The organism is Sphingomonas sp. R1 (assembly GCF_025960285.1).
Lineage (GTDB): Bacteria > Pseudomonadota > Alphaproteobacteria > Sphingomonadales > Sphingomonadaceae > Sphingomonas.
Genome location: NZ_CP110111.1, coordinates 441,219 through 467,288, shown reverse-complemented (window position 1 = coordinate 467,288; position 26,070 = coordinate 441,219). Strand labels below are relative to the sequence as shown.

General features: G+C 66.8%; 17 protein-coding genes. 9 read left to right on the top strand and 8 right to left on the bottom strand.

The annotated features are described in order from the left end of the window. Positions 1 to 208 precede the first annotated feature (208 nt). Together rtcR and OIM94_RS02245 are read left to right on the top strand one after the other, a co-directional pair. Positions 209 to 1,807 carry an RNA repair transcriptional activator RtcR gene (gene rtcR, locus OIM94_RS02250; protein ID WP_264608512.1) on the top strand — a complete coding sequence of 533 codons (1,599 nt, stop codon included), beginning with the start codon at positions 209 to 211 and terminating at the stop codon, positions 1,805 to 1,807. Between the two features lie 297 nt (positions 1,808 to 2,104). Then, positions 2,105 to 2,512: a VOC family protein gene (locus OIM94_RS02245; protein WP_264608511.1), complete on the top strand. Its 408-nt coding sequence runs from the start codon at positions 2,105 to 2,107 to the stop codon at positions 2,510 to 2,512. On the opposite strand, the gene OIM94_RS02240 is transcribed toward OIM94_RS02245, so the two are convergent. Genes OIM94_RS02240 through OIM94_RS02225 form a run of 4 tightly spaced genes read right to left on the bottom strand, consistent with a single transcriptional unit; the run spans position 2,500 to position 8,583 of the window. Further along, the gene (locus OIM94_RS02240) at positions 2,500 to 3,903 is read right to left on the bottom strand and encodes an MFS transporter (RefSeq protein WP_264608510.1); all 1,404 of its coding nucleotides are present in this window, start codon (positions 3,901 to 3,903) and stop codon (positions 2,500 to 2,502) included. The genes OIM94_RS02245 and OIM94_RS02240 overlap by 13 nt on opposite strands. Then, positions 3,887 to 5,572 (bottom strand): GMC oxidoreductase, encoded by a 1,686-nt coding sequence (locus tag OIM94_RS02235; RefSeq protein ID WP_413716411.1) that lies wholly within the window; start codon positions 5,570 to 5,572, stop codon positions 3,887 to 3,889. Before OIM94_RS02235 ends, OIM94_RS02240 begins: the two co-directional genes overlap by 17 nt. Positions 5,573 to 5,586: 14 nt before the next feature. Continuing rightward, positions 5,587 to 6,219: a gluconate 2-dehydrogenase subunit 3 family protein gene (locus tag OIM94_RS02230; protein WP_264608508.1), complete on the bottom strand. Its 633-nt coding sequence runs from the start codon at positions 6,217 to 6,219 to the stop codon at positions 5,587 to 5,589. A 60-nt stretch (positions 6,220 to 6,279) separates the two neighbouring features. Beyond that, the gene (locus OIM94_RS02225; RefSeq protein ID WP_264608507.1) at positions 6,280 to 8,583 is read right to left on the bottom strand and encodes a TonB-dependent receptor; all 2,304 of its coding nucleotides are present in this window, start codon (positions 8,581 to 8,583) and stop codon (positions 6,280 to 6,282) included. A 230-nt stretch (positions 8,584 to 8,813) separates the two neighbouring features. On the opposite strand from OIM94_RS02225, the gene OIM94_RS02220 reads away from it, so the two are divergent. From OIM94_RS02220 to OIM94_RS02195, 6 genes are all read left to right on the top strand, one after another. Further along, positions 8,814 to 9,581: a TIM barrel protein gene (locus OIM94_RS02220; protein ID WP_264608506.1), complete on the top strand. Its 768-nt coding sequence runs from the start codon at positions 8,814 to 8,816 to the stop codon at positions 9,579 to 9,581. Positions 9,582 to 9,588: 7 nt separating this feature from the next. Then, positions 9,589 to 10,926: an MFS transporter gene (locus OIM94_RS02215; RefSeq protein WP_264608505.1), complete on the top strand. Its 1,338-nt coding sequence runs from the start codon at positions 9,589 to 9,591 to the stop codon at positions 10,924 to 10,926. A gap of 26 nt (positions 10,927 to 10,952) precedes the next feature. Beyond that, complete coding sequence (locus OIM94_RS02210; protein ID WP_264608504.1) at positions 10,953 to 11,906, top strand: ThuA domain-containing protein; 954 nt, start codon at positions 10,953 to 10,955, stop codon at positions 11,904 to 11,906. 174 nt (positions 11,907 to 12,080) lie between these two features. After that, entirely contained in the window at positions 12,081 to 13,100 is a 1,020-nt protein-coding gene (locus OIM94_RS02205) for a sugar phosphate isomerase/epimerase family protein (RefSeq protein WP_264608503.1), read from the top strand. Between the two features lie 13 nt (positions 13,101 to 13,113). Then, positions 13,114 to 13,506 (top strand): DUF6379 domain-containing protein, encoded by a 393-nt coding sequence (locus OIM94_RS02200; RefSeq protein WP_264608502.1) that lies wholly within the window; start codon positions 13,114 to 13,116, stop codon positions 13,504 to 13,506. A 172-nt stretch (positions 13,507 to 13,678) separates the two neighbouring features. Next, positions 13,679 to 14,890: an MFS transporter gene (locus OIM94_RS02195; RefSeq protein WP_264608501.1), complete on the top strand. Its 1,212-nt coding sequence runs from the start codon at positions 13,679 to 13,681 to the stop codon at positions 14,888 to 14,890. Between the two features lie 57 nt (positions 14,891 to 14,947). Here OIM94_RS02195 and OIM94_RS02190 read toward each other — a convergent pair whose 3' ends face one another. The 3 genes from OIM94_RS02190 to OIM94_RS02180 are packed head-to-tail and all read right to left on the bottom strand — an operon-like array spanning position 14,948 to position 19,005. Then, positions 14,948 to 17,320, bottom strand: a complete 2,373-nt coding sequence (locus OIM94_RS02190; protein ID WP_264608500.1) for a glycoside hydrolase family 3 protein — start codon at positions 17,318 to 17,320, stop codon at positions 14,948 to 14,950. A gap of 11 nt (positions 17,321 to 17,331) precedes the next feature. Then, positions 17,332 to 17,898: an NADPH-dependent FMN reductase gene (locus OIM94_RS02185; RefSeq protein WP_264608499.1), complete on the bottom strand. Its 567-nt coding sequence runs from the start codon at positions 17,896 to 17,898 to the stop codon at positions 17,332 to 17,334. A 3-nt stretch (positions 17,899 to 17,901) separates the two neighbouring features. Further along, positions 17,902 to 19,005: an LLM class flavin-dependent oxidoreductase gene (locus OIM94_RS02180; RefSeq protein WP_264608498.1), complete on the bottom strand. Its 1,104-nt coding sequence runs from the start codon at positions 19,003 to 19,005 to the stop codon at positions 17,902 to 17,904. A 155-nt stretch (positions 19,006 to 19,160) separates the two neighbouring features. On the opposite strand from OIM94_RS02180, the gene OIM94_RS02175 reads away from it, so the two are divergent. After that, positions 19,161 to 19,772, top strand: a complete 612-nt coding sequence (locus OIM94_RS02175) for a TetR/AcrR family transcriptional regulator (RefSeq protein ID WP_264608497.1) — start codon at positions 19,161 to 19,163, stop codon at positions 19,770 to 19,772. Between the two features lie 254 nt (positions 19,773 to 20,026). Here OIM94_RS02175 and OIM94_RS02170 read toward each other — a convergent pair whose 3' ends face one another. After that, on the bottom strand, positions 20,027 to 25,954 hold the full coding sequence (locus OIM94_RS02170) for a hypothetical protein (protein WP_264608496.1): 5,928 nt from the start codon (positions 25,952 to 25,954) through the stop codon (positions 20,027 to 20,029). Positions 25,955 to 26,070: the final 116 nt, after the last annotated feature.

Below are 26,070 nucleotides of genomic sequence, written 5' to 3'. Positions count from 1 at the left end.
ACCATCGGATCCAGGAAGCGCCCGATCCGATGCCATCTACTTTGCAGAAGGCGTGCCAAGTTGTGATGCGAAGGCCGAGGATATTTCCCATCTCGTTCAAAGAGTGGACTTTTTTGCGTCTCCAGCGCCACCGGCAGGAAATTTCCTGCCGAGGTTATGTTAGCCAATTTAGATCGCATGGGATCGCTTTTTATCCTACAGGATAAGCATGAAACCGCTCACCGTTATAGGCTTTCTTGGCTCCACCCTCGATGCGAGCAAGTTCGGCCCCTCCCGCTGGAGCAAATGGCGCCCCACCGTTGCGCTGGCCATGCACGAGGATCTGCGGATCGACCGACTGATCCTGATCCACGGCTCGCAGCATCGGCGGCTGGCGGAGTATGTCGCGGAAGATGTGGTCTCGGTGTCGCCCGAAACGACGGTCGATCTGCGCGTGCTCGATTTCCGCGACGCGTGGGATTTCGAGGAGGTGTACGGCAAGCTGCTGGACTTCGCGCGGGCCGAGCCGTTCGACCCCGAGGCGGAGGACTATCTCGTCCATATCACCACCGGCACGCACGTCGCGCAGATCTGCCTCTTCCTGCTCACTGAAGCGCGCTATCTCCCGGGCCGGCTGCTCCAGACCCAGCCCGCCAGGCGCGGCGAGGATGGCGGCGCGCCGGGGCGCTGGACCACGATCGATCTCGACCTGTCGCGCTACGACAGCATCGCCACGCGCTTCGCCGTCGCCGCGCAGGAGAGCACGTCGTTCCTCAAATCGGGCATCGACACGCGCAACCCCGCCTTCAACCGGATGATCGACGAGATCGAGCAGGTGGCATCGCGCTCCAAGGCACCCATCCTGCTCACCGGCCCCACCGGCGCGGGCAAGAGCCAGCTGGCGCGGCGGATCTACGAACTGAAGCGGCTGAAGCACCAGATCGCCGGTCCGTTCGTCGAGGTGAACTGCGCGACGTTGAAAGGCGACAGCGCGATGTCTGCGCTGTTCGGGCACCGCAAGGGCGCGTTCACCGGCGCGGTCGCGGATCGGCCGGGGCTGCTCCGCGCCGCCGACAAGGGCATGCTGTTCCTCGACGAGATCGGCGAACTGGGTGTCGACGAACAGGCGATGATCCTGCGCGCGATCGAGGACAAGCGCTTCCTTCCCGTCGGCTCGGATCGCGAGGCGGCGTCGGACTTTCAGCTGATCGCCGGCACCAACCGCGACCTTGGTAGTGCCGTGGCCGCGGGCAGCTTCCGCGACGATCTCTATGCCCGGCTCAACCTGTGGACCTTCCAGCTGCCGGGCCTCGCCGACCGCCGAGAGGACATCGAACCCAATCTCGATTACGAACTCGATCGCCACGCCGAGCGCGAGGGCAATCGGGTGAGTTTCAACAAGGAAGCCCGCCAGCGCTACCTAAGCTTCGCCACCGCTCCGGATGCGCATTGGCCGGGCAATTTCCGCGACCTTGCCGCAAGCGTCACCCGCATGGCCACGCTGAGCCCCAAGGGGCGGATCGACACCGACACCGTCCAAGCGGAGCTCCACCGGCTCGGGCGCCTGTGGTCCGGGCGGGATCAGAACGAAGACGACATTCTGGCAGAGGTGCTGACGCCGGCGGCGCTAGCAGAAATCGACCCCTTCGACCGCGTGCAGCTCGCCGCGGTGGTGGATACCTGCCGCCGGAGCCGCTCGCTCTCCGAGGCCGGGCGGACGTTGTTCGCCGCATCCCGGACACGCAGAACATCCGCCAATGATGCCGATCGGCTGCGAAAATATCTGGCGCGGTTCGCGCTGGATTGGTCCACCCTCACCCGACGCTGATCCGGGCTTCAGAGGACTGCACACGATGCACGCGACCTCGGCGCGAATGTGTTGGAAGCCGAATTTGTCAATGCTCTGAGTGCCCAACGCTGTCGCCGCGCGCGCGCGAGTTCCCGACCAGCGGGGATTGCCATCCATTCTACGGGCACTGGGTCCACAAGGGCTTCGTCGCGCAGGGGACGTGCCTTTGGCGCCCGCGCTTGCCGGTTGCGGTTTCACAGCTTGGCGCAACGTTCCCCAACAGACACTAGTCGGCTGGAGCACTGGTCCATAGCCTTTCAGCCCGGGAGAGCCACCATGTCCGATGAAGCTGACGCCCCCTTCCACCTCCGGGCGCTTGATCACCTCGTGCTGCGGGTCGCTGACATCGAGCGGAGCATCAACTTCTATTGCGACGTCATCGGCTGCACGGTCGATCGGCGACGCCCGGAATATGATCTCGTGCACCTGCGAGCGGGCACGGCGATGCTCGATCTCGTCCGCCACGAAGGAGGCGCATCGGCTGGCGACAATGTCGACCATTTCTGCCTGCAGATCGCGCCGTTCGATGAGGCGGCACTTCTCGCGCACCTCGCGCAACGAGGCGTACGCACCGAGCCGCCGATTGCGCAGCGTTATGGCGCGCAGGGCACCGGGCGATCGCTGTATCTTCGCGATCCCGACGGTAATCGCGTCGAACTCAAGGAAGCGCTTCAGGCGGAGTAGATGCGGGCAGGCAGTCGCGCTGCCAGCGCGGCCCCGGCAGCCAGCAATGCAAGGATAATCGCTGCGGAGGGGACAAGGCTGCGGGAGTCCGCCAGCCCGAAAAAGGCGGCGCCTACCAGCGCGATGCCGGCCACTCCTCCCATTTGCTGCACGGTCTTGACGATCCCGCTGGCCGCACCGGCATCCGCGCGGTCGACCCGCGCCAGGATCAGCGGCGTGGCGGGTCCGCTGCTCATTCCCATGCCGACGCCTGCTGCCAGCAGCGTCGGCAACAACAGGCCCAGCGGCAAGCCGCCGACTTCGATCCAGGCGAGCGATGCCGTCGCGCAGAGCGCCAGCAGGCCATAACCGACAACCAGGATCCATTTTTCCGCGCGCCGCGCCAGGCGGCGGCCGATGACGCCCATTCCGAGCATGACCCCGACGCTGAACGGCATGTGGATCAGCCCGGTTTCGAACGGCGAGAAGTGCGCGATCCGCTGCAGCGCATAGGCGAACAGGAACAGGAAGCCGGTGTTTGCGGCCGAGAACAGCAAGAGCAACAGGATGCCGACGCGAAACACGCGGTTGGCAATCAGATGCGGCGGAAACAGCACGGCGCCTCCCCGCGCCGCCCGCCGTCGCAGGCCCAGCCATGCCCCGAACAGCAACGGGACACCCGCGATCAACAGCGCGAGCGACGCCCCCTGCAGGCCCCCCTTCTCCGCCTGCAACAGCGGGAACAGCAACGCCAGCAGGGCAGCGCCGAAGCCGAGGGTGCCGAGCAGGTCGATGCGGGTCGCGGCATTGCCGCGGCTGCGCGGCAGCAGCCACCAGCCGGCAAGCAGCGCGACAAGGCCGATCGGCCCGTTGATCAGGAACACCGTGCGCCAGCCGAGCCCGCCAATGTCCGCGGCGATCAGGAAACCGCCCAGAATCGGCCCGGCGATCGACGAGAGGCCGCCGATCACGCCGAACCAGGCAAGCCGCCCGATCCGCTCGACCGGCGTATAGAGCTGCTGGATCACCGCCAGCACCTGCGGCGCCATCAACGCCCCCGCCGCCCCCTGCAGCACCCGCGCGACGATCAGCAGGGTGCCGCCCGCCGCGAGGCCACAGCCGATCGATGCGGCGGTGAAGCCACCCACGCCGATCAGGAAGAGCGTCCGACTGCCGAACAGGTCGCCCAGCCGGCCGGAGAGCATCAGCAGCAGCGCATAGGGCAGCACATAGCCCGCCACCACCCACTGGGCGAAGGCGCCCGACCCGCCGAACTCGGCCTGGATCGAGGGGAGCGCGGTGTTGACGATCGTCACGTCGACGATCTCCAGCACCAATGCGATGATCAGCGTGAAGAAAGCGAGGCTCTTCTGCCGATCGCTCAGATGGGCAGGATCAGAGCTTGCCGGCACGCAGCTGCTCGACGGCGTAGGAACAGGCCCGCGCGGTGAGCGCCATATAGGTGAGCGACGGGTTCTGGCAGGCCGACGAACTCATCTGCGCGCCATCGGTGACGAAGAGATTGGAAATGGCATGCGCCTGGCTGAACCGGTTGAGCACCGAGGTGGCCGGATCCCAGCCCATCCGCGCGCCGCCCATCTCGTGGATCGCGGTGCCGCCCGGCCCCGGCCGGTCGAAGCCGAGGATCACATGCCCCCCGGCGGCGGTGAGCATCTCGGAAGCATCGGCCTTCGCCTGGGCAAGGGCGGCCTGCTCCTCCTTGCCGAAGCCGAAGGCCACGTTGAGCTGGGGGATGCCGCGATCGTCGGTCTTGACCGGATCGAGGCTCAGCCGGTTGGTCGCGCGGGGCACGCAATCGGCAAAGCCGACCAGCACCATCTTCCACGGGCCGACCTGGCGCAGCTTCGCCTTGTAGTCCGCGCCGATGCCGGCCTCGCGCTTGCCCGCCGTCCAGGTCGATTGCAGCGCGCCGCCCTGGAACGAGAAGCCGCGGGTGTGGCCGGTGCCGTCCATCACGTCCATGTTGCGGTAGCGGGGCACGATGACGCCGGTCGGGCGATTGCCGAAGCTGGTGTGCGCCTCGAACCCCGGCATGATCGCCATCGCCGACAGCGTATTGGCATGGTCCATGATGTGGGTGCCGAGCACGCCGCTTGCGTTCGCCAGGCCGTGCGGCATCGCCTCGCTCGCCGAGTTGAGCAGGAGGTGCACCGAGTTGAACGCACCGGCATTGAGGAACACGATCCGTGCCGATGCCGAGCGCCGCCGGTTCGAGGCGGTATCGATCCAGCGCACCCCGGTGACGCGCCGGGTGACGGGATCATAGTCGATCTTCTCCACCACCGCGTCGGTCACCAGCGTCAGCCGGCCGGTCTTCTGCGCGGCGGGCAGCGTCGAGGACTGGGTGGAGAAATAGGCGCCGTAGGAGCAGCCGCGCGCGCAGATGCTGCGATACTGGCAGTGGGCCCTGCCCTCCTCCGGTTTTGCTTCGGTGAGGTTGGCGGTGCGGCCGATCGTCAGGCATCGGCCGGGGAATTTCTCCGCCAGCACGCCGCGGACATGCTGCTCGACGACGTTCAGCGCCATCGGCGGCTGGAACTTGCCGTCGGGCAGCTGCTTCAGCCCCTCCGCTGCGCCGGAGACACCGATGAAGCTCTCGACATGATCATACCAGGGCGCGAGATCGGCATAACGGATCGGCCAGTCGACGCCGTGCCCGTCGCGCTTGTTGGCGCCGAAATCATAGTCCGACCAGCGATAGGATTGCCGCCCCCAGGTGAGCGACCGCCCGCCGAGCTGATAGCTGCGGAACCAGGTGAAATCGGTGCCCTCCGCGGTGGCGTAGGGGTTCTCGCGGTCGTTGACGAAATGGCCTTCGGTGAACTCGGTGAAATGTCGGTTGAGCATCTGCACCGGATAGTCCTGGCGGTATCGCGCCGTGTCGCCGATGCCGCGGAACGGCATTTCCCACGGCGCCTTTGTCTCGGTCTCGTAGTCCTGCTGGTGGCGGATGTTGCGGCCCCGCTCGACCATCAGCACGCGCAGGCCTCCCTCGGTCAGTTCCTTGGCCGCCCAGCCGCCGGTGATGCCGGAGCCCACCACGATCGCATCGAATTGCATCGCTTCCCCCGCCATCAGCCGAAATCCACCGCGGTCCAGTCGCTGGACCAGGCGTGCATGGCCGGTGTGAGCGGCAGGTCCGGATCCCAGCGGCCGGGCACGAGTTCGTAGTTGAGTTCCTTCGATCCGCCGACTTCGGAGGTGTAATAGCCGGTAAGGATCAGGCCCTTGATCGTTCGCCAGGGATGGGATCGCGCCCCCTCGGCATAGGCCTCACCGTCCAGCGCCTGGAGCGCCGCGAGCCGCCGGGCGGGGTCGGCCTTCTGGAAATCGCCGGCGGCGCGCTGGTCGAGCTGCGTCTCCAGCCAGTCGAGATGGCGCAGCGAACCGTCGCGCCGCCGGTAGCTGGCGAGGTTGGGCATCGCGTCGGCGGCGACGGGCGTGCGGGATCCCTCCAGCCCATGGGCGAGCGCGAGGATCACGAAATCGCCGACGCCGATATCGCCCGCCCCGGCCGTGTCGGTGCGGGGAAGTACCAGCTGCGAAACGCCGGCGATCATCACGCGCTGGCGGTCGCTCGGCTCGTCCGAGGGGTCGAGATCGGAATAGCGGACCACCGCCGTGGGCACACCCATCGCCAGCGCGAGCAATGCCGCGCCGCCGAAGAAATCGCGGCGGCTCCACCCCGCCGCCTGTCGCTCCGCCATCCTCGATCCTCTCTCACACGTACAGGGTTCGGGGCGACACCAGGTGCCCCCCCCGCCCGATCAGAAATCGATGCCGAGACGAACGCCGTAGGTCCGCGGCGGCGTGAACTGCCAGTTGTAGATGTTCGCCACCCCCGGCACCACGGTGTTGCCGGCATAGGCGATCAGGCGATAATTCTCGATGTTCCGCACGAACGCCTGCACGCTATAATGCTTGTTCGCCGGCTTGTACTCGAGGCTGAAGTCGCTCTGGGTGTGCCCGATCTGCTTCGAGTCATTGTAGTTGTAGAAGTCGAGATAATAGTTGCCCTTGTAGCGCGAATAGGCCGAAGCCGTGATCGTGCCGGCGCCGCCCAGATCGAACACATGGTCCCAGCCGACCGATACGATCGCGTTCGGTGCCTGCGGCAGGCGGTTGCCGCCCAGCTCCAAGGTCTGCGGCGTCGTCGGCACGACGCCGTTGGTGAAGGCCGCCACGCTCGCCTGAAACTTGCGATAGGTGGCGTGCATCAGGTTCACTGCGATCGACACGGTGTCCGCGCGCGACGGGTGGAGATTGGCCTCGGCCTCGACGCCGTAGATCTTCGCGCTCCCGGCGTTGAAGGTCTGCGCACCCACGGCCGGGTTGAGCAGCACGTCGTTCTGCAGGTCCTTGTAATCGTAGTAGAAGCCGGCGACGTTGAACGTGTTGTTGCCCGAGAAGCGCAGCTTGGCGCCGCCTTCATACGCGGTGTTGTTCTCCGGGTTGAACGTCTTGCCGGTACCGTCGAAGCCGCCCGCCTTGTAGCCGGTCGAGACCTTCGCATAGAGCAGCGTATCGGTATTGGGCTTGTAGTTGAGGCCCGCCAGCCAGGTGAACTTGCTCCCCGAATAGTGCAGCGGGGTGCTGGCGGAGGGCTGGTTGGTCAGCTCGATCGGACCACTGTTGAACGCGAAGAAATAGTTGGTGAAGGTGGCGCTGCGCACGTCATGCGTGTAGCGCGCGCCGCCGACGGCCGTGAGCTGGGTGGTGAGCGGCACTTCCACCTGCGCGAAGCCCGACACGCTTTCGCTAAGCGTCGGATGGCGGAAATAGTTCACATAGGAGCCGTTGGGGCCGATGAACGGGCTGTACAGGCCGCCATTGGTGTTCTGCTTCTCGCGGAAATAGAAGGCGCCGGTCTGCCACTCGATGCCGTGGACGTTGCCGTTCAGGCGCAGCTCGTGGCTCTGGGTCTTCACCCGCCCGCCGAAATTGGTGAAGACGAAGGCGGGCGACAGCGTGTTCGCGCCATTGTTCTTGGTGGTGCGATAGCCGCCGGTATAGGTCAGTGTCGCCGGGCCGAAATCATAGGCGATACGGGCGCGCGCCGCGGTCGAGATCTGGTGAAGCGAACCCACGCCGATCAGCGGCGAGGCATAGTTGCTGCGATCGATCTTCGATAGCGTATTGGTGTTCTTGGGCACGCAGCCGACGCCGCCCGCCACGGCATAGGCGACCGCCCAGCCATTGGCGCAGCTGGTGGTGCTCGATCCCGGATTGTTCGCAGCGCTGGCCATGTCCTGCCAGGCCTGGGCGGCCGGGATCAGCGTTTGCTCGACATGCTCCACCGCCGCGTCGACGGTGAAGCCCGCCGCCGGCTTCAGGCGCAGGCTCACGCGGCCGCCGCCGGTATTGTCGGTATCGCTCTCCGCCGTCTTGCTGGGCGTGAAGGCCGAGGTGGGGCTGAACGGCGTGTTCGGATGCGTGGTGTAGCCGTCATGCGAGCGGTAGAAGCCGGCGACGCGGACCCCGCCGACATCGCCCAGCGGCACATCGACGCCGCCGTCCACCAGCACCTGGTTGAAATTGCCATAGCTGGCCGTGCCGTTGACCGCGAAGCTGTCGCCGGGCTTGCGGGTGATGAAGTTCACCGCGCCGCCGGTGGAGTTGCGGCCGTACAGCGTGCCCTGCGGCCCGCGCAGCACCTCCACGCGATCCAGGTCGAAGATCGCGGCGTTCAGGATGGTCGGGCGGTTGATATATTCGCCGTCGATATTGACCGCGATCGACTGGTCCTGCGCCTCGTTGTTGGTCAGCGAGCCGACGCCGCGCACCGAGACGCGGGTATTGTTGGTGTCGTTGGTCACCTGCAGCGCGGGCGAGACCTTCTGCACCGAGGTGAAGTCGGTAACGCCCTTGTCCTTCAGCGCATCGCCGGAGATCACCGAGATCGCGATCGGCACGTTCTGGACGCTCTGCGCGCGGTTCTGCGCGGTGACGATGATCTCGTCGGTGAGCTGCGCATTGTCCTGCGGTGCGGCGGGCGCGGTCTGCGCCTGCGCCACCCCGCCCGCCAGCGCACTGGCGCTCGCCATCAGCACGAGCACGGTCCTGCCGTTCATGATCTCTCTCCCGCTCTCGGCGGCTTTGTGCCACCTGAAGTAAAATATGCGTTCTAAAAAATCGCGTCTGCAGATCCTTGTCAAGCGGATTCGAATGGCCGTTCGCAATACCGTAAAATTGCATTGACAACGGTCAAAAAGAATCATTGTTCTAATACGGAAACGTCGCCACCTTGCGGCGGCGGGAGCACGTCCGAGCCAAGGAGACGTGCCGGTCCGGAGAAGATGCCATGCTTCTATCCCCCTGCATCGAATGGATGTTTGCCGATGCGCATGCCGATATGGGCGATCGCATCCGCGCCGCGGCTGCGGCGGGTTATCCGGCCGGCGAGTTTCATTTGTGGCGCGACAAGAACCTGGAATCGGTGGCGGCCGCGCTGCGCGAGACCGGCAGCACGCTGACCGGGGCCTGTGTCGATCCGCGTCGCAGCCTGGTCGATCCGGCACAGCAGGACGAATTTGCCCGGGCGGTAGAGGAGAGCCTTGCCGCCGCGAAGACGATCGGCTCGCCGCCGATGATCATTGCCTCCGGCTTCACCCGCGAAGGCGTCAGCGAGGAGGAACATTTCGCCGCAGCCGTCGCCGCGCTCAAGCGCGCTGCCGCACTGGCGGAGGCAGCCGACGTGATGCTGGTGCTCGAGCCGCTCAACGACCGCGTCGAGCATCCCGGCATGTGGCTGGTCTCGACGACCAAGGGGCTCGACCTGGTCGAGGCCGTGGGCAGCACGCATCTGCGGCTGCTCTACGACGTCTATCACTCGCAGGTGATGGGCGAGGATATGGCGGAGGTGCTGCGCGGGCGCATCCATCTCGTCCACCATGTCCAGGTCGCCGACCTGCCCGGCCGCAACGAGCCTGGCACCGGCACCATCGACTGGGCTGGGGCAATGCAGACGCTGCGCGACCTCGGCTACACCGGCGCCATCGGACTGGAGTACCGCCCCACCCTGCCCCCCGCCGAGTCGCTGGCCGCGACCCGTGCGGCGCTCGGGCTCTGAGGGCGGCATGTTGGTCGCCTCGCCCCCGCGCGAACCGCGGCTGGGGCTGGTCGAGCGGCTGAGCTACGGGTTCGGCGATTTCGGCTACAGCCTTCCCTACAACATGGTGGGGGCCTTCCTCCTCTATTACTATACGGTGGTGCTACGGCTGCCCGCGGCCGCCGTGGGCACGATCTTCCTCACCGCGCGGCTGTTCGACGCGGTGGTCGATCTGGGCGTCGGCGTGCTGCTCGATCGCACGCGCAGCCGCTGGGGCCGCGCCCGCCCCTATATCCTGTTCACCTCGGTGCCCTATGCCGCGGTGTTCGTGGCCATCTTCCTGGTGCCGGCCGGCGGGGTGAACACGCAGCTCGCCTGGGCCTTCGTGACGTTCAACCTGCTCGGGCTACTGATGTCGTTCGGCTCGATCCCCTACACCGCGCTGCTGCCGATGATGACCGCGGATACCGACCAGCGGCTCAAGCTCGGCTCTATGCGGTCGATCGGCACCTCGGTCTCGGTAATCGTCGGCACCGCCGCGACGATGCCCTTGGTCGGGCTGCTGGGCGGCGGCGACGAGCGCAAGGGCTTCCTGCTCACCGCGCTTTTGTTCGGCACGCTGGCGCTGGCCGCCATGCTCGCGCTGTTCCGCAACTGCCGCGAGCGCCATGTCGGCGATGCCGATGCCGCCCCCGCGCCCGCGCCCACCGCGATCGGGGAGATGCTGCGCAACCGCGCCTGGTGGGTGTGCTTCCTGTTCACGCTCCTCTATTTCGTGCGGTTCGGGGCGATGCTCTCGGTCACCGCCTTCTTCGCGATCGAGGTGCTCAAGCGGCCCTGGATGATCTCGGTGATGCTGCCGGCGATCTCGGGCATGCTGCTGCTGGCGGCGTTCGTGGCCCCGCCGATCCTGTCACGAACCGGGATCCGGGGCGGGTCGCTCGGTGCACTCGGCGTTTCGCTGTTGCTGTTCGCACTGCTGCCCTTTGCCGAGGCGTCGCCGATGACCTTCCTGGCGCTGTACCTCGCCGCGTCGATGGCGACCTCGATCACCATCACCGCCATTTTCACGATGATCGCCGAATCGGTCGACTATCACGAAGCGCAGTTCGGCAGCCGCAACGAGGGGCTGCTCTCGGCCGGGGTCAGCCTCGCCACCAAGATCGGCATGGCGCTGGGATCGGCGGCAATCGCCTATGCGCTCGCCTATGCGGCCTATGCGCCTGGGGCAGTCACCCCGGCGGCCGTGCAGACGATCCGCTGGTCCTATTATGGCGCGCCGCTGCTGCTGCTGTCGCTGCAGGCGCTGTGCATCCTGTTCTGGCCGGTCGCGCCGCGGGCACCGCGCGGCCTTGCCACCGCCTGAGCCTAGACACGCAAGGGAGAGGGATCATGAAGATACACGCGCTCGCATCTGCCCTACTGGTGACGGTCGGCACCGCTCTGCCCGCCGCGGCGCAGGTGATCGTCCACCCCGCCTATCGCCCGCCCGAGACCGTCCAGCGCGTCGCCATTCCGGTGGACCCGCAGGAAAAGCGGCTGAAGGTGCTGATCATCAGCGGCCAGAACAGCTATGAGCACGACTGGACCGGCGTTAACAACCTGCTGCGCACGCTGATGCACGACAGCGGCCGGTTCGACGTGCGCGTGACCGAGGATTTCGACCATGGCAGCCTCGCCATGCTCAAGGCCTATGACGTGGTGCTGCTCAACTATTCGAGCCGCTGGGTCTATGACGACAAGGCCGAGCATCGCTGGTCGCCGGACGCGGAGAAGGCGCTGTTCGACTATGTGCGCGAGGGCGGCGGGCTCGTCGCCTACCATTCCTCCTTCACCTGGGGCTATAACTGGCCGGCCTATCGCGAGCTGGTCGGCGCCGTCATGGATCCCGGTGCCAGCCGCCGCTCACCGCCCGGTGCGTTCGCCGTCCATATCGTCGACCGCGGTGACCCGATTACCAAGGGCATGCGCGAGTTCGTCTGGACGTACAACGACGACATGTACACCAACATGGCCTTCGCGCCGGGCGCGAAGATCCATGTGCTGGCCACCGCGCATGATTCGTCCGCCAGCTACGATCCGAAGCTCGCCGGCCCCAAATATCCCGCCGCCGCCTATACGCCTGAAAAGCTCAAGGCGATGCAGGGCATGGACGCCGATCATCCCCAGGTCTGGACGCAGGAATATGGCAAGGGCCGCGTATTCTCCATCACGCTGGGCCATGACGAGGTGTCGCTGCATTTCAAGCCACTCCAGTCGCTGATCCTGCGCGGCACCGAATGGGCAGGCTCCGGCAAGGTCACGCTGCCGCTGCCGGAGGACGCCAAGGACTATCCGGTGAAATGAGTCCTGCCCCGTTGCGTCGGGCCGAAAATCACGATAGAAGAATCAATATTCTAATTAGGGTCGAACGACCCCAGGGGAGAGGTTACAAGCGGCGCGGCACCTGCCGCCCGTCCGGGTCTCGCCACCTCCCCCGCTTCACCGAAGTGCACCCGAAAAGTTGAAGAGGTGAATGCGATGAGCAGCATCAAGCGGGGCGTCAGCCTCTACAGTTTCCAGAACGAGACGTTCCAGGGGAAGATGTCCCTGGAAGATTGCGTGCGTACCTGCGCCGAGCTGGGGGCCAACGGCATCGAGATCATCGGCGAACAGAGCTTCTGGGGCTGGCCCGAAGTTGGGGTGGAGGATGCGGCGGTCGCCGAATGGCACCGGCTGATGCAGACCTATGGCACCACGCCGGTCAGCCATGACTTCATGCTCGACTACAAGCGCTACAAGGGCCGCGAAATGCCGTTCGACGAGCAGGTCGCCAGCGTGAAGAAGGACATCGATTTCGGCGCGCGCCTCGGCATGAAGTACATCCGCGCGCTGGTCTCGATCGCGCCGGAAGTGCTGGTCGCCGCGGCGCCCTATGCCGAGGAAAAGAACATCAAGATCCTGATCGAGGTGCACGCGCCGCTGCACTTCGACCATCCCTGGATCGTCCGCCACGCCGAAGCCTTCGAGAAGGCGGGTTCCGATGCACTCGGCTTCCTCCCCGACATGGGCATGTTCCTCCACGCCTATCCGCGCGTGTGGAAGGAAAAGTTCATGCGAGTCGGCGTGCCGAAGCACATCGCCGACTATATCGAGAAGGCGTACGAGGACCGGGTCCTTTCCGAGTACGTCATCCTCAACGTCCAGCAGATGGGCGGCACCGGCCCGGCGATCGCGATGGCCGAAGTGATGCGCCACAATGCCGCGTTCGAGCCCAAGCGGATGCTCGATTACATGCACCGCATCCACAACATCCACGGCAAGTTCTACGAGATGACGGCCGACTATGTGGAACCGTCGATCCCCTATGACGAGATCGTCGCCGTGCTCCGGAAGGGCGGCTACACCGGCTATATCTGCTCCGAATATGAGGGCAATCGCTGGATCGAGGACTTCGAGGAGCCGGATTCGGTCGAGCAGGTCCGCCGGCAGCAGGTGATGCTCGCCCAGTTGCTCGGCGAAGCCGCCGTGCCGTCGCTCAAGACCCCCATCGCAGCCTGAGGAGCGCGTTCGCATGATGGACAACAAGATGATCTGCACCGACCTGTTCGAGAACGTGGTCGAAGGCGGCGAAACGGTGGGGTTCGCGTTCCTGGGACGCCTGCCTTATTATCGCGGCCTCGGCCTTTCGATGGTCGAGGACATCCAGGTCAGCGTCGACGGCGAGGAGATTGCCCGCGAGAACATCCGCTTCTCGGTGCGCGGCAAGACCTACACGCTGGACGAGATGGAGACCGTCTATGACGATCGCTGGAACTTCGGCGAAAAGGCGCGGATCATCGCGCTGAAGCCGGGCGGGCTCGCCGCCGGCCCCCACAAGATCACCTTCGCTGTGCGGATGCGGGTGAGCTACCTCCCCTTCGTCCCCACCACCCGCGACACCAAGGAGCTTGCGCTCGCCGCCTGAGCGCATCCGCTTCTCCTCCTCGGGCGCCCCGGCTGGCCGGCGGCGCCCATTTTTTTGGGTGCGCCCCGCCCCCTGCGCACGCACTTTCATTTTGAAATGCACGTTCTATTTTGATATTCCGCAAGGACAGGGAAGCGCGGGGCAAACCGGCGCAGCAGCGATTGGAGAGAGGATGAAGGCGATTCGCGCGTTCTGGGGAGACCTGACGCTCAAGCCGCAGGGCTTCACGATGATCATCGCCGGCTTTCTGCCGGTGTTCGCGATCATCGCCATGTTCCCGGTGGTCGCGTCGATCATCGGCCATTTCCACGACGATCCCAATGCCGGCATCAAGGTGCCGGCGATGGTTACCGCCCCCGGCTATGCGATCGCGCTGCTCGCGCCCTTTGCCGGCGTGCTGTGCGATCGCTTCGGCCGCCGCCGGATCCTGCTCGTCTGCACCTTCTTCTACGGTATCGCCGGCTGCGCGCCCTTCTTCCTCGAGAGCCTCGATGCGATCATCGCGACCAGGCTGGCGCTGGGGGTCTGCGAAGCGGGCATCCTCACCGTCGTCAACACGCTGATCGCCGATTACTGGGCGGATCGCAGCCGCCGCAACTGGCTGATGCTGCAGGGTATCGTTGGCCCCATGCTGCAGCCGGCGGTGTTCGTGCTGGTCGCGAGCGTCGCCGCGGTGCGCTGGAACGGCGGCTTCCTCGTCTATCTGATCGCCTTCCCGATCTTCGTGTCGATGTACTTCTTCCTGTTCGAACCCAGGCGCGAACAGGTGCTGGCGCAGGAAGGCACCCGTGCCGAGGTCGATGCGGGGCCCTTCCCGTTCGGCCAGGCGGCGATGGTGGCGGGGCTGACGCTGTTCGCGTCGATCCTCTACTATGTGTTCATCGTCAACGGCAGCATCGCCTGGAAGGAAGTGGGAGTCACCGATCCGCTGCAGGTGAGCACGCTGACGGTGATCCCGGCGCTGTTCATCGTCGTCGGATCGATCCTGTTCCGCCTCGTCTCGCGCTTCAACAACGCCGTCCAGATCGCCAGCTTCCTCGGCATGCTCGGTCTGGGACTGGCCGCGATCGGCCTCGCCCGTTCGGTCACCTCGATGCAGCTGGGCATGACGCTGCAGCAGACCGGCGCCGGCATGGCGATCCCGGCGCTGATCGCCTGGTCGCAGAGCAAGTTCGGCTTCGCCCATCGCGGGCGCGGCATGGGCGTGTGGACGAGCGCCTTCTTCCTCGGCCAGGCGATCTCGCCGATCATCGTCGGCAACATCGCCGGTGCGGCCGGATCGATGCAGGGCGCCTTCCTGACGCTGGGGCTGGTCGGAATCGGCGCCGCGATCGTCGGCTTCGGCCTCGGCACGCGGGCACCGCTGCGGGCGGCGACGGCGTGACGCAAAAAAGGGGAGCGGATTGCCCGCTCCCCTCTTGCTTGAGCGCTGGCGCCGGCGTCACCGGAAAAGCATAGCTTCCAGGCCGGGCGCTTCCGCGGAGGCTGCGACACGGAGCGCCACGGCGCCCCGCATCTCCTGCCAGCCCACGCCCTGCCACGTCCGCAGCATGCGGGGCTCCAGCGGCACGCGCACCGTGCGCTGCTCGCCCGGGGCCAAGCGCACCTTGGCGAAGCCGACCAACGCGCACTCCGGCGCGTCGCGATAGACCTGGACGACCTCGGCGCCAGCACGATCCGACACGTTGGTGACGGTGACCGTCACCGCGTCATCCGCCGCGGCCGCATCCGACCATGCAAACCGCGCATAGCCGAAGCCGCTGCCCAGCGCATGGCGCGCCGGCGTTGCGTTGGCGATCAGGCCGCGATAGCCGAACCGGACACCCTCGCTATAGGCTAGCCGGCCGTCCGCTTCGGGCATGACGCCATAGCCGCAATAATCCGCCTCGGTGCGGGCGATGGACACCGGCATCCGGCCGCCGGGCTCGCGGTCGCCCGCCAGCACGCTGGCCAGCGCGGGCGCAAAGCCCTGCCCCGGATACCAGGCGACCAGGAGCGCCGCCGCCTGCCCGCCCCATTCGGCATCGAAGGCATGCCCGACATTGACGATCGCCGCGGTCCGCGGGTTCGCGGCGCACACTGCTTCGATCAGCCGCAATTGTTCGGGGGCAAGCCGCGTATCGGGCCGGTCCTTGCTCTCGACGCTGGAGTCCGAGGTTTCGCCGATTACGAGAAACACCGCGTCGGCCGAGCGCGCAGCCTCGACCGCGCGGGCGAGCATCGCCTCGGGGCTGTCCGGCGTGCGGATACCGTACCACAGCCCCTGCACGCGCGCGGCGACATAGTGGAACTCTACAGTAACCAGCACCTCGCGGCCTGCCTCCAGCGCCACCTCGGCCGAGTCCGCATCACCCGCCTTGAGCACGCCCATCACGTCGCCCGCCGCCAGCTCGCGGCCGGCACGAAGGACCTCCTGCCCGTCGACCAGCAGACGCGCGACACCGGTGCCGCCCAGATAGAAGCGATGGACGCCGCTCGCGGCCGGCGTGAACCGGCCGCTCGCGCGGATCGATCCGGGTTCGTTGAACCGGCCCTGGCTGTGCACCCCGACGAACCAGACCAGCGAGTTGGTCGCGCGGGTCTCGCTCGACAGCGGATCGCCCGAACAATCGGTGCTGGCGAAATAGTCGAGCGTCATACCGCTGGTGCAGCCGTCGCCCAGGTCGCGCGCCGGCTGCACGGGCATCGAGGGCAGCCGCGGCTGCGGATCGACACCGGGTTCGTAAATGATCTCGCACGCGTCGCCGTAGCGGGCGCGGATCGCCGCGATCGGGGTCGGCGTATCGGGCGCGACCGCGATCTTGGCGAAGGTGCCGCCCTGGTAGCAAGGTGCCGCCGCGTTCGGGCCGATTACCGCGATACGCCGCACGCTGCCCGGCGCCAGCGGCAGCATCCCGCCGTCGTTGCGCAGCAGGACGAAACCGTCGGCCGCCGCATCCTCCAGCATTGCCGCGGTTGTCTCCGCCGGGAGCGGCGTGCGCTTTTCGCCCGTCACCCGCCGCGCGGTCGCCGCGACCCGCGCCGCCGCATCGGCGACGCGTTCCGCCGACACCGCGCCTGCCGTGACGGCGGCAGCGACCTTCGGGCCCATGAAACGCGCCGGTCCCGGCATCTCCAGGTCGAGCCCGGCGGCGATCGTCCCCTCGGTCGAATGGGTGCCGAACCAGTCGCTCATGATCAGATAGGGAAAGCGCCACTCGCCCTTGACGATATCGGTCAGGACATGTGCCTGCTCGGAGCACCAGGCGCCGTTGAGCTTGTTGTAGGCGGCGAGCATGCCGGCGCACCCGGCCGCCGCCGCCATCTCGAACGGCAGCAGATAGACTTCGCGCAGCGTCCGCTCGTCGACCTGCGCGTCCACCGTATCGCGCGCGGTTTCGCTGTCGTTGCAGACGAGATGCTTGGCGACCGAGCCCGTGCCGGTCGATTGCAGCCCCTCGATCCACGCCGCGCCGAGCGCGCCTGCAAGCAGCGGGTCCTCGGAGAAATACTCGAACGCACGCCCCGCCAGCGGGCTGCGTGCGAGGTTGAGGTTGGGGGCAAGCAGCGCATCGACGCCCCGCGCCACGGCATCGCTGCCGACCACCTGCCCCATCGCGCGTGCCGTCTCGCGGTCCCAGCTGGCGCCGAGCGCGGTGGGGCACGGCGTCAGCAGCGAGACGTCGCGCTCGTCGACATTGCCGCTCGCCACCCCCATCGGCCCGTCGGCCATGGTGAAGGCGGGGATGCCCGCCTCCGGCACCGCGACGCTCTGCCACATCGCTGCCCCGGCGGTGAGCGCACAGCGCTCCTCGAAGCTCGGTTCCCGCATCATCCTACCTTCTCTCAAGCGGCGGGCGCGAGCGCGAACGCCATCAGCTGCTGCGCCTGCACCGCGACCATCTGGGCCACGCTCCGATCGACGATGGTGCCGTCAGGCCCGAACGGCTTCTGCTCGATCGAGTTGAGCGCGATACCCACCGGGGTCGGCCAGCCGCGCATTGCGTGGACGATGCCGCGCAGCGCCGCGAGCGTCACCCCGCCCGCCTGCCAGCCGGCGGCGGAAACGATCAGCCCCACCGGCATCCCGTCGAAATAGACCCGGGCATCGCCGCGCGTATCCTCCAGCAGGTCGAGCGCATTCTTCACCACGCCCGAGACGCCGCCATGATAGCCGGGCGTCGCGATCACCAGCGCGTCGGCCGCGCGAACGGCTTCCACCAGTTCGGCCTGCTCGGGGCTGCGGGTCGGCTCCTCCGGATTGAAATGCGGCAGCAGCGCGAGCGCCGGTCCGCCGAACATCCGCGTCTCCGCCCCCAGCCGCGCGCATTCCGCGAGCACCGCCCGCGCGAGCAGTTCGCTCGACGAATTTGCGCGCAGCGTGCCGCCGATCCCGACGATCCTGCGGGCCATGGCTCAGCGCCCCTTGAAGGCAGGCATCACCTTGCGCGACAGGAGGTCGAGCGTCTGGTTGGCATAGGCCAGCCGCTGCTCGGTGAGCGGACCGGTGGTGGTGCCGCACAGGATGTTGCCGATGCCCAGCTCGGCATAGGGCCGCAGATGCTCGATCACCGTTTCGGGCGAGCCATAGAGGCACCAGGTGCCGATCCAGCCTTCGTGCAGCGCGCTGACGTTGACGTCGGCCTTCTTGTTGGCCTCGCCGGTTTCGGCACGGCGGTTGAATTCGTTCTCCCGGTCGACGGCGTCCTGATAGCCCCGGAGGATGATCTCCAGCTCCTCGCGCGCCTGCTCGTCGGTCTCGGCGAGATGGACGCACTGATAGCTGTGGGTGGTCCAGCCGAGCGCGTCCGCGATCACCGCGTCCGAATGTCCCGCCTCGAGCAGCATGGCTTTGTAGGTGCCGAAATGCTTCTTCACATGGCTATAGGCTTCGGTGCCGTAGATCTGCGGCGGGGTGAACGCCGGGATGAATGCCGGCCAGCCGTTCACGGCGGCGCGCCGCACGCTGCTTTCCTTGAACGCCACCGGCATCAGCCGGGCGTGCTTGTCCCCATAGGGCGCCGGCGTGATCCGCTGCAGCACGCGGCCCTGGTGTGGGCCGTTGTCGATCTCGATTGCCGGATCGTCCATCTGCTTGGCCCATAGCGCTTCGGCCAGCGCCAGGTTCTTCTCGGCGATCGCGCCGGCGTCCTTGTAGTTCACCGCGAAGCCGATCATCTCCTCGGGCGTCGTCCCCGACCCGACGCCGACCAGCAACTTGCCCTTGGTCAGATGGTCGAGAATGCTGATCCGCTCGGCGAAGCGCACCGGGTGGTGCAGCGGCACCGACACGACCGAGAAGCCGAAATGCAGATCCGGATGCTTGGCGGCGAGGTAGCCGGCCAGGATGAAGCTGTCGCTGGCCACCGGCATATAGCCGTTGAAGTGATGGTCCGGCATGAAAATGGCGTCGAAGCCCGCTGCCGCTGCCCGGTCCGAATGATCGATCAGGTCGGTGATAAGCCGGCCGTCCTGGTTTGGGCTCGTCGAACGAGCATTCAGGAATACCGAGAAGCGCATGGACACTCTCCCAAACATGCCTGGGCGTTTGATTCGAAGCCCATGACAATTAGAATTGACGTTCCTATTTTGATAGGGTTTGTCTCAACGCAATGTCAAGCCAGTCGACCAAGAGGAAACCGCGTTCCCCCCTCGCCGTAGAGCAGGTGGGCCGCGTGCCGCAGCAGGGGCGCAGCAAGGCGTCGTACGAACGCATGTTCGCGGCGGCGCGGGCGTTGATGCTCGAGCGAGGGGATGAGGAATTCACGCTGATCGAGGTGAGCCAGCGCGGCAACGTCTCGATCGGCTCGATCTATCTGCGCTTCGAATCCAAAGACAATCTGGTCCGCGCGGTGATCTGCGAGGCGCTGGAGGAGATCGTCTCGGCCGAGGAGGCGATGTTCGAGCGGCTGGCCGACGAGGCACGCGACCTGGGGGAGTTCGTACCCCGCTATGTCAACGACTATGCCGAAGTGCTTCGCGTCAACGCTCCGCTTCTGCGGCTGGCGATGCGCCGCGCGGCGTTCGATCCGCTCATCTCCGCGCCGGGCAAGCAGGTTGCGGACCGTTCGGCGGCGGGTGCCAACCGCGCCATGCTGCGCTTCGCCGAAGAGATCGGCGGCGATGCCGCGCTCAAGGCGGACTCGGTCTACCACATTATCTTCGCGACATTGGCCCGCGAGCTCCACCTCGGATCGACTGCGGAGTCTGCGCGCAATTATGACTGGGAACCGCTGAAGCACGAGCTTGCGAAGATGTGCTTGGCCTATCTGCGAGAGCGATCCTGAGACGCTGCATCGTCACCGTCTAAGGCGGGCAGCGATGTGCCGGCGGCTCGCCGTCCAGCCAAGGGACTATCATACCTGGTAAACGCGCGCGCCGCCGGCGGGCTCGGGAAGAGGCGCCGCGGACGGAGCTGCTCCGGCGGGCATGGTACGACAGCAGCAGGGTCAACGCCGAGATCTGCCGGAGATGCCGGCGACGGGCGCGGAAGCTGCGGGATGCGGTCGCCGACCGACCACATCCCGCACGCTCCGGTGCCTCAGAAGCGCAGGCGAACGCCGCCCGAGACGGTTTCCTGATGGTCGTCGGTGCCGGTCTGGGACGACGCCGTGGCAAACAGTTCGACGCCGTGCGGCAGGCGATAGCTGACGCCGGCCGCGGCCGTGCCCACCAACCGCGCCCGCGCCGGGCTGTAGCCCTGCAAGGCGAGCGCTCCGCCCGCATAGCTGCCCAGCGCGTCGGCACGCCGCCCTTCGATCTGGTAGCGCGCGCCGAACGACACGAACGGCCGGAAGGCAGCGGCGGAATCGTCCGCGCGGCCAAAGGAGAGCGCGCCATCCACGAAGCCGGCGACATTGCGGTCGCGGCGCAGGGTCAGCGCGAACGGGTTCGTGCCGCGCTCGGTCAGCCGGTCGCGCACGGTACGGACATAGCTGATGCCAATCTGCGGACGCACCGCCCAGCCGCCCTTCAGCGCAAAGGCCCGCGCCAGCGATCCGTCGAACACCAAGCTGTGCAGATCGTAGCGGCCGCTTGTCGTGCCCACCGGCAGCGCCCGCGTCGTCGTCGCGATGCTGGCGATGTAGGACACCGAACCGGCAAAGCTGAGGCCGCCGGCAGTCCGCGCGCGCGCCTGCACGCCGCCCACCGCGCCGTTCGCCCGCGTCCGCGCGCCGAGCGCATCGAGATACTGGTGGTCGTTCACATAGCCGCCGAACGCACCCACGCTCCATGCCGCGTCGCCGACGCCGATCCCGCCGAGCAGCCCGTAGGTACGCGAGCGCGCAGCGACGCTGCCGGTCTTCGCATCGTCGCTCAACCGGTGCCACTGCCCCAGCGTTGCGCCGAACGTGAAGGCACGAGGGCTGTCGCCGGTCGCGCCAAAGCCCGGGCCGCGCGTGGCGGTGACCAGCGCCAGCGCGTCATCGACCTGCGTCTGGACCGCCGCCGCATAGGCCTGCGGCGTCAGTTGGGCGAAGGCCTGCGGGTTCGCGGCATCGTCGGCGGTTACCAGCGCGGCAAGCGTGTTGAACAGCGGGCTGTCCGCAGGCTGTGCTGCCAGCGTCGCATTGAGATAGGCAATGCTCGCGCCCGTCTGCGACGCGACATTGGCCGGCGCGCGGAAGGCGCCGATCAGCTGGATCGCACCGTCCCGCATCACCACGATACCCAGCGCATCGGCCGGCTGCTGCACGGTGGCGAAACTGCCGGTGATCCCGCCGCTGGCGGAGAACAGCGGCGTGAAGCTGCCCTGACGCAGATTGCCGATACGGACGAGCTGCAACGTGGCCCCCGGCGCGATCGACAGCGTGCCGTTTACCGCCAGCCGGTCCGAGGTCGCCGCGGAAACTTCGAACAGCGCCGTGGAGGTACCGGCCAGCGAGACATTGCCGTTCACCGTCATCGTGCCCGGGGAGGCACCCGGGCTGAGCGTGCCGGCAACCGCGATATTGCCGTTGACGATGCCCGCGGATCCGAAGGTCGCCCCCCGCCCGACGGTGATCTGCGGCGCGGTGATCACCGAGCCCGCCTGGCCGATCAGTCGCCCGCCGGTCATGTCGATCGCGCCGAACACCGCAGTGCCGCCGATCCGGGCGAAGCCGCCGGTCTGGGCAAAGCGCTGGAAGTTGCGAATGTCGCCGAACAGCGCCGGTGCCGCTTCGGTGCCGCCGGAGACCGTGAAGCTGTTGGTGCCCGCACCGCCGTCGATCAGGCCGCTCACGCTGCCGCCGCCGTTCTGCAGGAAGCTGTCATTGCCGTCGCCCAGCACCACGGCGCCCGTGATCGTTCCGGCGTTGGTGACCATGTCGGCACCTGCGCCGAGGACGATGTCGCCGGTGATCGTGCCGCTATTGGTCACGCGGTCATCGCCCGCGTCGCCCCACACGGCATAGGACAGCGTCTTGCCCCTGGCGCTGATCGCACCGGCATTGGTGAGGTTCAGTGCGCCGCCGCTGACGGTGATCGCCGCAGCGCGGTCGGCCTCTGCCGTGATCTTGCCCGCCACGGCATTGGTGATCGTGCCGGACAGGCCCGTGCCGTCGACGACGAGCGCCAGCGCGCTGCTCGGGAGCGACGCGGTCCCCGCCGCGGCGCTGGCCGCGATGGTCCCGCTGTTGGTGACCGTATAGGCCGCGACGGTGCTGACACGGCCCGCCGAGGAGGTGATGGTGGAGCCATAGATGCCCAGCCCGATGGCGCTGCCGCCGGCGGCATCGGAAAGCTGCGCGGTGATGCTCCCGCTATTGTCGACCCGTGCGGTACCCGAGGTGACCGGGCTGAAGCTCATCGCCAGCGCAGGCACCCAGCCGGTGCTGCTGATCGTGCCGCTGTTGCTGGCGGTCACTGCGGCCGTTGTCGTGCTGGGATAGTCGAATCCCGCGGTCGCATAGATGCCGCCACGGACGGTGCCGCTGTTCGTGAACGACAAGCTGCTGCCCGTCGTCAGCGAAACCGAAGACTGGTACCAGGATGCTGCTTCCGGCGCCGTGATCGTCCCGCTGTTGACGAACGAGAGCGTCTTGCCGCCGTACAGCGAGACGGTCGGCTCGTAGCCGCCCGACGAGGCGACCGTGCCGCTGTTGGTGAAGGCCGAGAGTGTCGCGGACACGCCGCCCGCGATCGCGCCGGTGTTGCCGAAGCTGCCGACCGTCACGGAGACACCGCCGCCGACCGTTCCGGCATTGGTGAGCGATGCCAGCACCTGATCCGACGGGAGCAGCGCGTTCACGCTCGAATAATAGCCGAAGAGATAGGCCGTGTCGGTGGTCAGCGCGCCGGTCACGTTCGCCTGGTTGGCCACGCTGCCGTTGCCCACCAGATAGAGGTTGCGGCTTGCCGTCCCCGTGGTGGTCACCACCGTGTCGGCTCCGCTCGCCTGGACGAGCAGGTCCTGGAAATTGATCAGCCCTGCCGTGCCGAGCGCGACGGTCTTGCTGCCGTCGAACACACGACCATAGATGTTCGTGCCGGCGCCGCCGTTTATCGTGCCGGATACACCGGTGGTGTCGCCGGTCTGTAGCAGCAGGTCGTTGGCATCGCCGAAGCGCAGATCGCCGGTGATCGTGCCGCCCGCCGCAACGAACGCGCTGCTGGCGTAGGAGCGCGTGGAAGCCCCCGAATAATAGGGATAGCCATACCCCATATCCACCGAGCCGACCACCGTCCCTGCGTTGACGAAGGTTCCCAGATAGAGCTGTACGGCAGTCGCGCCGTTGCCTCGGATCGTGCCGCCGGCAAGGTTGGTTATCGCAGCCGATGTCGAGCTGTCGCTGCCGCCGATCGCGATGCCGCCACTGCTGGCGATCGTGCCGCTATTGACGATCCGGCCCTGATTGTACGCAGCGACTGCCGTGCCGCCCACCTCGATGGTGCCGCTGTTGGTCAGATCGAACGAGCCGGAAATGCCGGTGGCCTTGGCGCCGCCCGAGGTCTGCCGAATGATGCCGCTGTTGACGATCTGGGGCTTGGTATAACTGCCCGAAATGCCCGTGCCGCCGTCGAGCAGGATGGTGCCCGCATTGGTGACGTTGGCGCCGCCGCTGATCGCGGAAACAATGGGATTGGCATTGCGATCGGTAACGCTGATCGTGCCGAGATTGGTGAAGCTGTCGCCCGAAGCCAGGGTCGCGCCCGAAACTAGGTTGTAGTTGGCCGTGCCCGTCGGCCGCGAAACCGTGATCGTCCCGCGACTGGTGATCGTCAGCGCGCTGGCCGTCGTGCTGCTGCTGCTGCTGCCGCTGCTGCCGGTCGCCCCAGGATAGGTGATCGCCGTGGAGGTCTGGATCGCCGAGCTGTTGCTGACCGCGATGTTCGCGTTCAGATCGACGGTGCCGGTGCCGGCGAGCTGCAGGGTGGTGCCCGAGGTCTGCGTCGTCGGCGCGGTGAGCGTCAGCTTCGCGCCGTTCGCCAGCTGATAGCCGACATTGCTGAACGGGCCGACGGCGCCCGATGCCAGCGTTGTGCTGGCATCGGCGTTCACCGCGTAGCGCAGGCTCGAGTTGCTGTCCGCCGTGACCGTGCCGGTGATGCCGGCAAAGGCGCCGGGGCCCTTGTTGACGATGTCGGTGATCAGCGTCGCACCGCTCAACCGCAGATTGCCGTTGAGCGTGCCGCCGCTCAGCGCGATATAGGTTAGATTGTTGCCGGAGCCGAAGCCGTTGAAGATCACGTCGCCGTTGATCGTGCCCGCATTGGCGACGCCGGCGTTGAACGAGCCGACGGTCACCGCCCCGCCCGTACCACCGGTGACCACGCCGCCGGCACCGTTGATCAGATACCCATAGGGCTGCACCTGCACGCCGACGCCCGAGGAACTGATCGTACCGGTGTTGGTGAGGTATATGCCGGTGCTCACCCCCGCCGTAAGGCCCCGGATCGTGCCGCTGTTCGAGGCGGTGCCGCCGACATTGCCGAAAAGCGTTGCGCCGATCGCGCCGCCGAGGATGGTGCCGCTGTTCGTCAGCACGGCGTTGGACATGGTCACGGCGTTGCTCGTCGCCGTGATCGTGCCAGTGTTGACGAGATCATTGCCGAACATCGACACGCCGTTGCCACCGGTCACCGTCACCGCGCCGTTGTTCACGAAGCGCTGGTTCGACAGCGTGATGCCGTACCCGAAGTTGGAGATCGTCGCAGTGATCGCGCCATCGTTGCGGAAGGTGGCGCGGTTGAAGGAATAGTTGATATCGGTGATCGCGGGGCCGTTGGTGGTGATCCGCCCACGGTTCACGACGTTGCCGTTGCCGGTCAGCACCAGCCCCGCGCTGCCCACATAGCCCGACCCCAGCGTCACCGTCGTGCCTGCTGCCGGATCGAGCATCAGGCGCTGGAACCCCGCGAGCGGCGCGAGGCCCGAGTTCAGCGTCGCGTCCGCGGTGAACTTCACCTGCTCGGTATTGGTGCCGCCGCCGGCATTGATGCTGCCGGTAATTCCGGTGACCACCCCGCCGGTTGCGGCGTCGTAGCGCACGACCAGCGTATCGTCGCCCGCGCCGAACAGGACCGATCCGTTGATCGTCCCCGCACTGGAATCGACGACGCTGCCGCTGTTGCCGGTAACGACATTGCCCGTCACCGTGCCGGCATTGATCAGCCGGAGATAGTTGCTGCTGACGATCGCGGTGGTGCCGCCGCTGCTGATCTTGCCGCCCGCCTGGTTCTGAATGTCCAGATAGGACGAGTTTAACGCTGCGCCCGAACCGCTATTGGCGATCGTCCCGCTGTTGTTCAGGCTGCTGATCGTGGAGGAGAGGATCGTCGCCGCCGCACTGTTGGACTGGATGGTGCCCGTGTTGGTCCAGATGCCGGTCGAAATCAGATAGGGGTAGCTGGTGCCCGCGGCACCCGGCGTGAAGGCACTGTTCGAGCCGCCATCGATCAACCCGGCATTGGTCACCACCCCGACAGGACCGACGACGCTGCCCGAGATAACACCGGTGGCACGGTTGGTGATAGACCCGAAACCCGTATAGCTGTTCACATAGCCATAGGGTGCGGCAACCACGTCGCCGCGCAGGGCAACGCCCGACGTCCCGGTCAGCGTGCCGGAATTGTCGATGTCCGCCAGCACATAGGCGGAGGTGTTGCCCGCCGTCTGCCGAAGCGCGAGCGCGGTCGTGCCCGATACGGACGCCCCCGGATCGAGCTTGAGCGACAGTCTCGTGGTAGCGCCGCTAAACGTGGAGGAGGCGGCTCCGCTGAGCACCAGAATGCCGCTTTGCGTATCGCTGGTAACGCGCCCGCTGACGGCAATGCTATCAGAGATGGCATAGATGGTGTTGGGCACCTCGACGGTAACGCCGGGGGCGCCGGTGTTCGAGACCAATGCTCCGTTGACGATGTTAAGCGTCGTGCCCGTCGTCGTGATTCGAACACCGTTCGAATCGGTACCGGCGCAGGTCGTCGTTCCGTTGGCGACCGTGGGTTCCGGTGCGCATTGTGCCTGTGCGGCCACCGGCAACAGCATGCCTGACAAGAGCGTGCTTGTGCGCAGCGCGCGCAAAAGACGACGCCGGCGCAAAGGCGATGCAGAACCAACCATCTTGTATTCCCCCTAACGGCATTACAGCCGCGGGCGGTAAA